Here is a 6,117-nt window from a genome sequence, read left to right as displayed (position 1 = left end):
TGGTGGGTCGTGCGGGATTCGAACCTGCGACCAATTGATTAAAAGTCAACTGCTCTACCAACTGAGCTAACGACCCAACGGCGATAATTATTCTCCTGTTGACCTTGGCTGTCAAACGTTTCGTCAGATTTTTCTCTTTATACTGCACTATATTCGCCACTACAGATTAATTATGCCTCTGGCACTTACGATTATTGTTAGTTATGTAACTTCATGTTGTAATTCCACGTGCTGTGATGAACTTAACAAATTTCAGTGTGTGAAATATAAACACTGGAAAACGAAGCGCATTGTGTAATTATTGTTGCGGAGATATTAAATAATTCGCAAATTGTACTTAAAACATACAGAAAATCTAACAGACAGACAGACAGACAGACAGACAGACAGACAGACAGACAGACAGACAGACAGACAGACAGACAGACAGACAGGTTAAGACCAAAGAGCCAACATAGAGCTCAACAATTTCACAAATACAGGAAGAGGGAATGGGAAAGATGGTAGACCAATCCAAGATAGTGGCAGAACCGTTGCCAGAACCCGAAGAGCATCTTCAACGAAGTCTCTCCAACCGCCATATTCAGTTGATTGCCATTGGCGGGGCCATAGGTACCGGGTTGTTTATGGGATCGGGCAAAACCATCAGCCTTGCTGGGCCGTCAATTATCTTCGTTTATATGATAATCGGCTTTATGTTGTTTTTCGTGATGCGGGCAATGGGTGAGTTGCTGCTCTCAAATTTAAAATATAAGTCATTCAGTGATTTTGCCGCAGATTTGTTAGGCCCTTGGGCTGGCTTTTTCACTGGCTGGACGTACTGGTTTTGTTGGGTCATCACCGGGATCGCTGATGTTGTTGCCATTACCGCGTATGCACAATTTTGGTTCCCCGACTTCTCCCAGTGGGTCGCCTCATTATTAGTGGTTTTACTGCTACTGTCTCTCAACCTAGCAACAGTAAAAATGTTCGGTGAGATGGAGTTCTGGTTTGCCATGATTAAAATTGTGGCTATCGTGGCGTTAATATTTGCCGGCCTGACCATGGTATTAATGAGTTATCAGTCTCCATCGGGGACTACTGCATCATTTACTCATTTATGGAATGATGGCGGAATGTTCCCGAAAGGTATTAGTGGCTTCTTTGCTGGCTTCCAGATTGCTGTCTTCGCCTTTGTGGGGATTGAATTAGTCGGAACCACTGCGGCTGAAACCAAAGACCCTGAAGTTGTATTACCACGCGCAATTAACTCCATTCCTATCCGCATAATCATGTTCTATGTTTTCTCATTGATTATGATTATGTCAGTGACGCCATGGAGTTCAGTGGTTGCAGATAAAAGTCCATTTGTTGAGTTATTCGTTCTGGTCGGGCTGCCCGCCGCGGCTAGTGTGATCAACTTTGTCGTTCTGACCTCCGCGGCTTCTTCCGCTAACAGCGGTGTGTTTTCCACCAGCCGTATGTTGTTCGGTTTGGCAAAAGAAGGGGATGCACCAAAACAATTTGGTAAATTATCACGTCGCTCTGTTCCCGCTTCCGGCCTGACATTCTCTTGTATTTGTCTGCTCGGTGGCGTGGTGCTGATTTATCTGATCCCGAACGTTATGACCGTCTTTACACTGGTCACTACGGTTTCCGCCATTCTATTTATGTTCGTCTGGACTATCATTCTTTGCTCTTATTTGGTGTACCGCAAAAGACGCCCAGCACTGCATAAAAAATCCATCTACAAAATGCCTGCGGGTATTGTCATGTCTTGGGTGTGTATGGCGTTCTTTGTCTTCGTGTTGGTGTTATTAACGCTGGAAAGTGATACTCGTCAGGCGCTAATGGTGACGCCACTGTGGTTTGTTATTTTGACCATCGGTTATGTCATCTTGAAAAAACGCAGAGCACGGCTGTACGACAGTAATATCACCAAATTGTAGTCATTAGTCCTTTGCCCGGCGTCAGTACTTTCTGACGCCGGCTCTAAGAATTAGCCCCCTCGCGCCAGATAATTCCATCAATCACCAATTGCTGCACACTGGCAACTGTCTGTTGAAAGAATAATTTATCACGCAGATTTTTCCCCGTAATAGCTTCAATCTGCACACTAAAATCGGCGTAATGTTGTGTTGTGGCCCATAACATAAAAATGAAATGCTGCGGGTCAACCTTGGCTATCTGCTGGTTATCCATCCAACTGCGAATAATCAATATTTTCTCGTCAAACAGGGTTTTCAAGTCCCCTACCAGCTCTTGCTTTAGCAACGGCGCCCCCTGAATCATCTCAAGGCAAAACAGGCGCGATGCTTGTGGGTGGTCGCGAGATACTGCCAATTTAAGCTCAATATAGTGGCTAATGGCCTCAATGGGCTGTTGATCTACCTGCAATGCTTTTAATGGAGCCAACCAGATAGCCAAAATATCTTTCAGCACTGCGATATAAAGGGCTTCTTTCGACGGGAAGTAATATAGCAAGTTGGTTTTCGAGATATCAGCCCGCTCGGCAACCTGATCAAGGCTGGTTCCATGAATACCATAGCGTGAAAACAAATCCAGAGCCGCGACCATGATACCCTGCCGTTTCGCTGCCCCTGCTTTGCTGCGCCGAGAAGGCTTTACCGACTCTGAACCTACCGGGGCTGATAGCTTGTTATTGGCTGATTTCACTGATAATCCCTTTATAAGCATTAATGAGACAGATAATAGCAAAGGCTTTCAACCCTACCTATAGCACGCTTTCCTCTGCCAAAAATACCTCTTTAGCGTAACGCCCTGCACCGCCACTGGGCAGTCACGCCTGTTTTTTGTGCACAAATATTTTACCAAACAGTCCATTTTTGACCATTTGCTCAATATTTTATTCACCATAAATTATCAACTCATTGATTGAGTTGACATTATAAAAACTGGCATTGCGTTTGCTTAGGTACTGACGCAGGCATACAGATAGTCCAACTCACCATGCAGAGGTACTCAAATGAAAATTGGCGTATTTATCCCTATCGGCAACAACGGTTGGTTAATCTCTAGCAATGCACCGCAATACATGCCGAGCTTTGAGTTGAATAAAGCGATCGTGCAAAAAGCCGAACATTATCAGTTTGATTTTGCCTTATCGATGATAAAGCTACGCGGATTTGGCGGTAAAACCGAGTTCTGGGATCACAATCTGGAGTCTTTCACCCTGATGGCTGGATTAGCCGCCGTCACCTCTCGAATTAAAATTTATGCCACCGCCGCGACCTTAACCTTGCCCCCAGCCATTGTTGCTCGAATGGCATCAACCATTGATTCCATTTCCAATGGCCGCTTTGGATTGAATGTGGTGACCGGGTGGCAAAAACCAGAATATGAGCAAATGGGGTTGTGGCCAGGGGACGATTATTTCAGCCGTCGCTATGACTATCTTTCTGAATATGTTGAAGTATTGCAGGATCTTTGGGGGGCTGGGCAATCTGATTTTAAAGGCGAATTCTTCCAAATGAATGACTGCCGTGTTAGCCCACAACCACAAACGCCCATCAAATTAATCTGTGCTGCACAAAGTGATGCTGGCATGGCCTTTTCGGCTAAATATGCCGATTACAACTTCTGTTTCGGTAAGGGAGTGAATACCCCCACAGCCTTTGCCCCTACCGCTGCCCGGCTACAAACTGCCGCTGAACAGGCCGGACGAGATGTCAGCAGCTACGTGCTGTTTATGATAATCGCCGATGAAACCGACGAATTAGCTCGAGCTAAGTGGGAAAGTTATAAAGCCGGAGCCGATAGCGAAGCACTGGCCTGGTTGACTGAGCAAAGTGGCAAAGATACTCAATCTGGCACGGATACCAATGTGCGCCAAATGGCTGACCCGACGTCTGCCGTGAATATCAATATGGGCACTTTAGTTGGCTCTTACGCCAATGTGGCGAAGATGATGGACGAGATTGCCACTGTTCCCGGCACTGACGGTATTCTGCTGACCTTTGATGACTTCCTGTTAGGCATTGAGAACTTCGGTCAACGTATCCAGCCCTTGATGCGCAGCCGTTCTGATATCAACAACACCGCGCAAATTGCCGCCAGGGAGGTGGCATGATGAAAATCGTCAAAAACCTGCAACCCAATGAGCCAAAACACCCGGTACGCCGTAATCCGGGGATCAGCAGCGATGAAGTTATTCTGAATGCGCGCCCGGAACCTATCGCCTTCCCAGCCTCAGCCAGTGCGTTGATTGTGGTTGATATGCAAAATGCCTATGCCTCTCCGGGGGGTTACCTCGACTTAGCGGGGTTTGATGTGTCAGCCACCGCTCCGGTGATTGCCAATATCAAGCGCGCCATCACCGCAGCACGAGTGGCAGGTATTCAGGTGATTTTTTTCCAAAATGGCTGGGATCCGCAATATGTTGAAGCCGGTGGAGAAGGTTCACCCAATTGGCACAAATCCAATGCTCTAAAGACCATGCGCAAACAACCCGAACTGATGGGGAAGCTACTGGCAAAAGGAGATTGGGATTATGAACTCGTGGATGAACTGCAACCACAGGCCGGCGATATCGTCATCGCTAAACCGCGCTATAGCGGATTTTTCAATACTCAACTCGACAGTATTCTGCGAGCTAAAGGTATTCATCACTTAATTTTTACCGGTATTGCCACCAATGTTTGCGTGGAATCAACCCTGCGTGATGGTTTCTTCTTTGAATACTTTGGTGTGGTGCTGGAAGACGCCACTCATCAGGCCGGGCCTGATTTTGCCCAAAAAGCCGCCTTATACAATATCGAAACCTTCTTTGGCTGGGTCTCTGACGTCGAGACTTTTTGCTCCTGTATTGCGCCCTCGGCGCACCTTAGCCAGTCGGCATAATGAATGCGTTTGAAATTGGCCTTACGCCCCCTACAGCTTTGCATTGGAGATTGTTATGCCTAAAACCCTGATTACTCCGCCGGGCAGTGGTACGCCTCTCGCCCCTTTTTCTCCCGGCACTTTGGCTGACGGAGTGGTGTATGTCTCCGGCACGCTAGCGTTTGATAAGCAAAATAATATCGTGCATGCAGGCGATGCCGCAGAACAAACCCGCCATGTACTGGAGACAATAAAAAGTGTGATTGAAACGGCAGGCGGCACACTAGATGACGTCACCTTTAATTCTATTTTTCTGACCGACTGGCAGCATTACGCCGCCATTAATCAAGTTTACGCCGAATACTTTCCCGGTGATAAGCCCGCCCGCTTCTGTATTCAGTGCGGTCTGGTTAAACCTGATGCACTGATTGAGATAGCCTCAGTCGCGCATCTTTCCCGATAGCCGCAGCACTCAATGCCGGAGGCGTGACAATGTATTTCGAGATAAGTGGTCAGAATTCGCCATCCGCGAAAACAGTGGTGTTATCTGCCGGCTTAGGTGGGAGCGGCAGCTTTTGGCAACCCCAACTCACTGCATTAGGTAAGCATTTCCGGGTGGTGATTTATGACCAATATGGTACTGGGCGAAGCCCCGGCGTGATCCCCTCCGGCTACACGTTAGCAGACATGGCAAGTGAATTGGCGGACCTATTACAGCGCCAGCATATTGAGCGCTACTGCTTTGTCGGCCACGCATTGGGGGGAATGATAGGTTTGCAACTGGCACTGACTCACCCACAGTGCCTAGACAGGCTGGTAGCGGTCAATAGTTGGCCGGTGCTCGATAGTCAGACACGCCGGTGCTTCCACGTTCGTCAGGATTTATTGCTCAACAGCGGCGTCGCCGCTTATGTACGCGCCCAGCCGCTATTTCTCTACCCGGCAGATTGGCTCTCACGGAATACCTTGCGGCTTGAACAGGAAGAAGCCCATCAAATCACCCACTTCCAAGGAATGGAAAATTTATTACGCCGGCTGAATGCCTTGATGAATGGCGATTTCCGCCCAGTATTGGCACAAATTAACACCCCGACGCTGTTGCTGTGCGCCACCGATGATCTGCTCGTGCCTTACTCCTGCTCCCAGGCGTTGGCCGAACTTTTGCCCTATGGCGAGTGGGCACAAATGAGTTATGGCGGTCATGCCATGAGTGTGACCAATAGCGAACAGTTTAATGACATTTTACTCAATTATTTGCTGATGGATACTGGCGATTCGGCCACAAATTTTCGATAAATC

The 6,117-nt window shown here is 47.7% G+C and carries 6 protein-coding genes and 1 tRNA gene; 5 read left to right on the top strand and 2 right to left on the bottom strand.

The genetic code is table 11. The features are described 5' to 3' along the window. Positions 1–76, bottom strand: a tRNA-Lys gene (locus tag HUZ92_RS14440). A gap of 424 nt (positions 77–500) precedes the next feature. Here HUZ92_RS14440 and cycA point away from each other — a divergent pair. Beyond that, complete coding sequence (cycA, locus tag HUZ92_RS14435; protein WP_174846855.1) at positions 501–1,928, top strand: D-serine/D-alanine/glycine transporter; 1,428 nt, start codon at positions 501–503, stop codon at positions 1,926–1,928. A 43-nt stretch (positions 1,929–1,971) separates the two neighbouring features. On the opposite strand, the gene rutR is transcribed toward cycA, so the two are convergent. Next, the gene (rutR, locus tag HUZ92_RS14430) at positions 1,972–2,655 is read right to left on the bottom strand and encodes an HTH-type transcriptional regulator RutR (protein ID WP_235895123.1); all 684 of its coding nucleotides are present in this window, start codon (positions 2,653–2,655) and stop codon (positions 1,972–1,974) included. Between the two features lie 310 nt (positions 2,656–2,965). On the opposite strand from rutR, the gene rutA reads away from it, so the two are divergent. From rutA to rutD, 4 genes are read left to right on the top strand one after another with little or no spacing between them, the layout of a single operon-like run. After that, positions 2,966–4,069 (top strand): pyrimidine utilization protein A, encoded by a 1,104-nt coding sequence (rutA, locus tag HUZ92_RS14425; protein WP_128451018.1) that lies wholly within the window; start codon positions 2,966–2,968, stop codon positions 4,067–4,069. After that, complete coding sequence (gene rutB, locus HUZ92_RS14420) at positions 4,066–4,839, top strand: pyrimidine utilization protein B (RefSeq protein ID WP_174846847.1); 774 nt, start codon at positions 4,066–4,068, stop codon at positions 4,837–4,839. Before rutA ends, rutB begins: the two co-directional genes overlap by 4 nt. 55 nt (positions 4,840–4,894) lie before the next feature. After that, the gene (gene rutC / locus HUZ92_RS14415; protein WP_050098308.1) at positions 4,895–5,281 is read left to right on the top strand and encodes a pyrimidine utilization protein C; all 387 of its coding nucleotides are present in this window, start codon (positions 4,895–4,897) and stop codon (positions 5,279–5,281) included. Between the two features lie 29 nt (positions 5,282–5,310). Continuing rightward, complete coding sequence (rutD, locus tag HUZ92_RS14410) at positions 5,311–6,114, top strand: pyrimidine utilization protein D (protein WP_050296408.1); 804 nt, start codon at positions 5,311–5,313, stop codon at positions 6,112–6,114. Positions 6,115–6,117 lie beyond the last annotated feature (3 nt).

Source organism: Yersinia vastinensis (genome assembly GCF_902726565.1).
GTDB lineage: Bacteria > Pseudomonadota > Gammaproteobacteria > Enterobacterales > Enterobacteriaceae > Yersinia > Yersinia vastinensis.
This window is presented reverse-complemented; position numbering and strand designations above follow the sequence as displayed.

Coding starts and splice junctions, on each gene's coding strand:
- cycA (WP_174846855.1), top strand. CDS start 501: ATGGTAGACCAATCCAAGATAGTGGCAGAACCGTTGCCAGAACCCGAA.
- rutA (WP_128451018.1), top strand. CDS start 2,966: ATGAAAATTGGCGTATTTATCCCTATCGGCAACAACGGTTGGTTAATC.
- rutB (WP_174846847.1), top strand. CDS start 4,066: ATGATGAAAATCGTCAAAAACCTGCAACCCAATGAGCCAAAACACCCG.
- rutC (WP_050098308.1), top strand. CDS start 4,895: ATGCCTAAAACCCTGATTACTCCGCCGGGCAGTGGTACGCCTCTCGCC.
- rutD (WP_050296408.1), top strand. CDS start 5,311: ATGTATTTCGAGATAAGTGGTCAGAATTCGCCATCCGCGAAAACAGTG.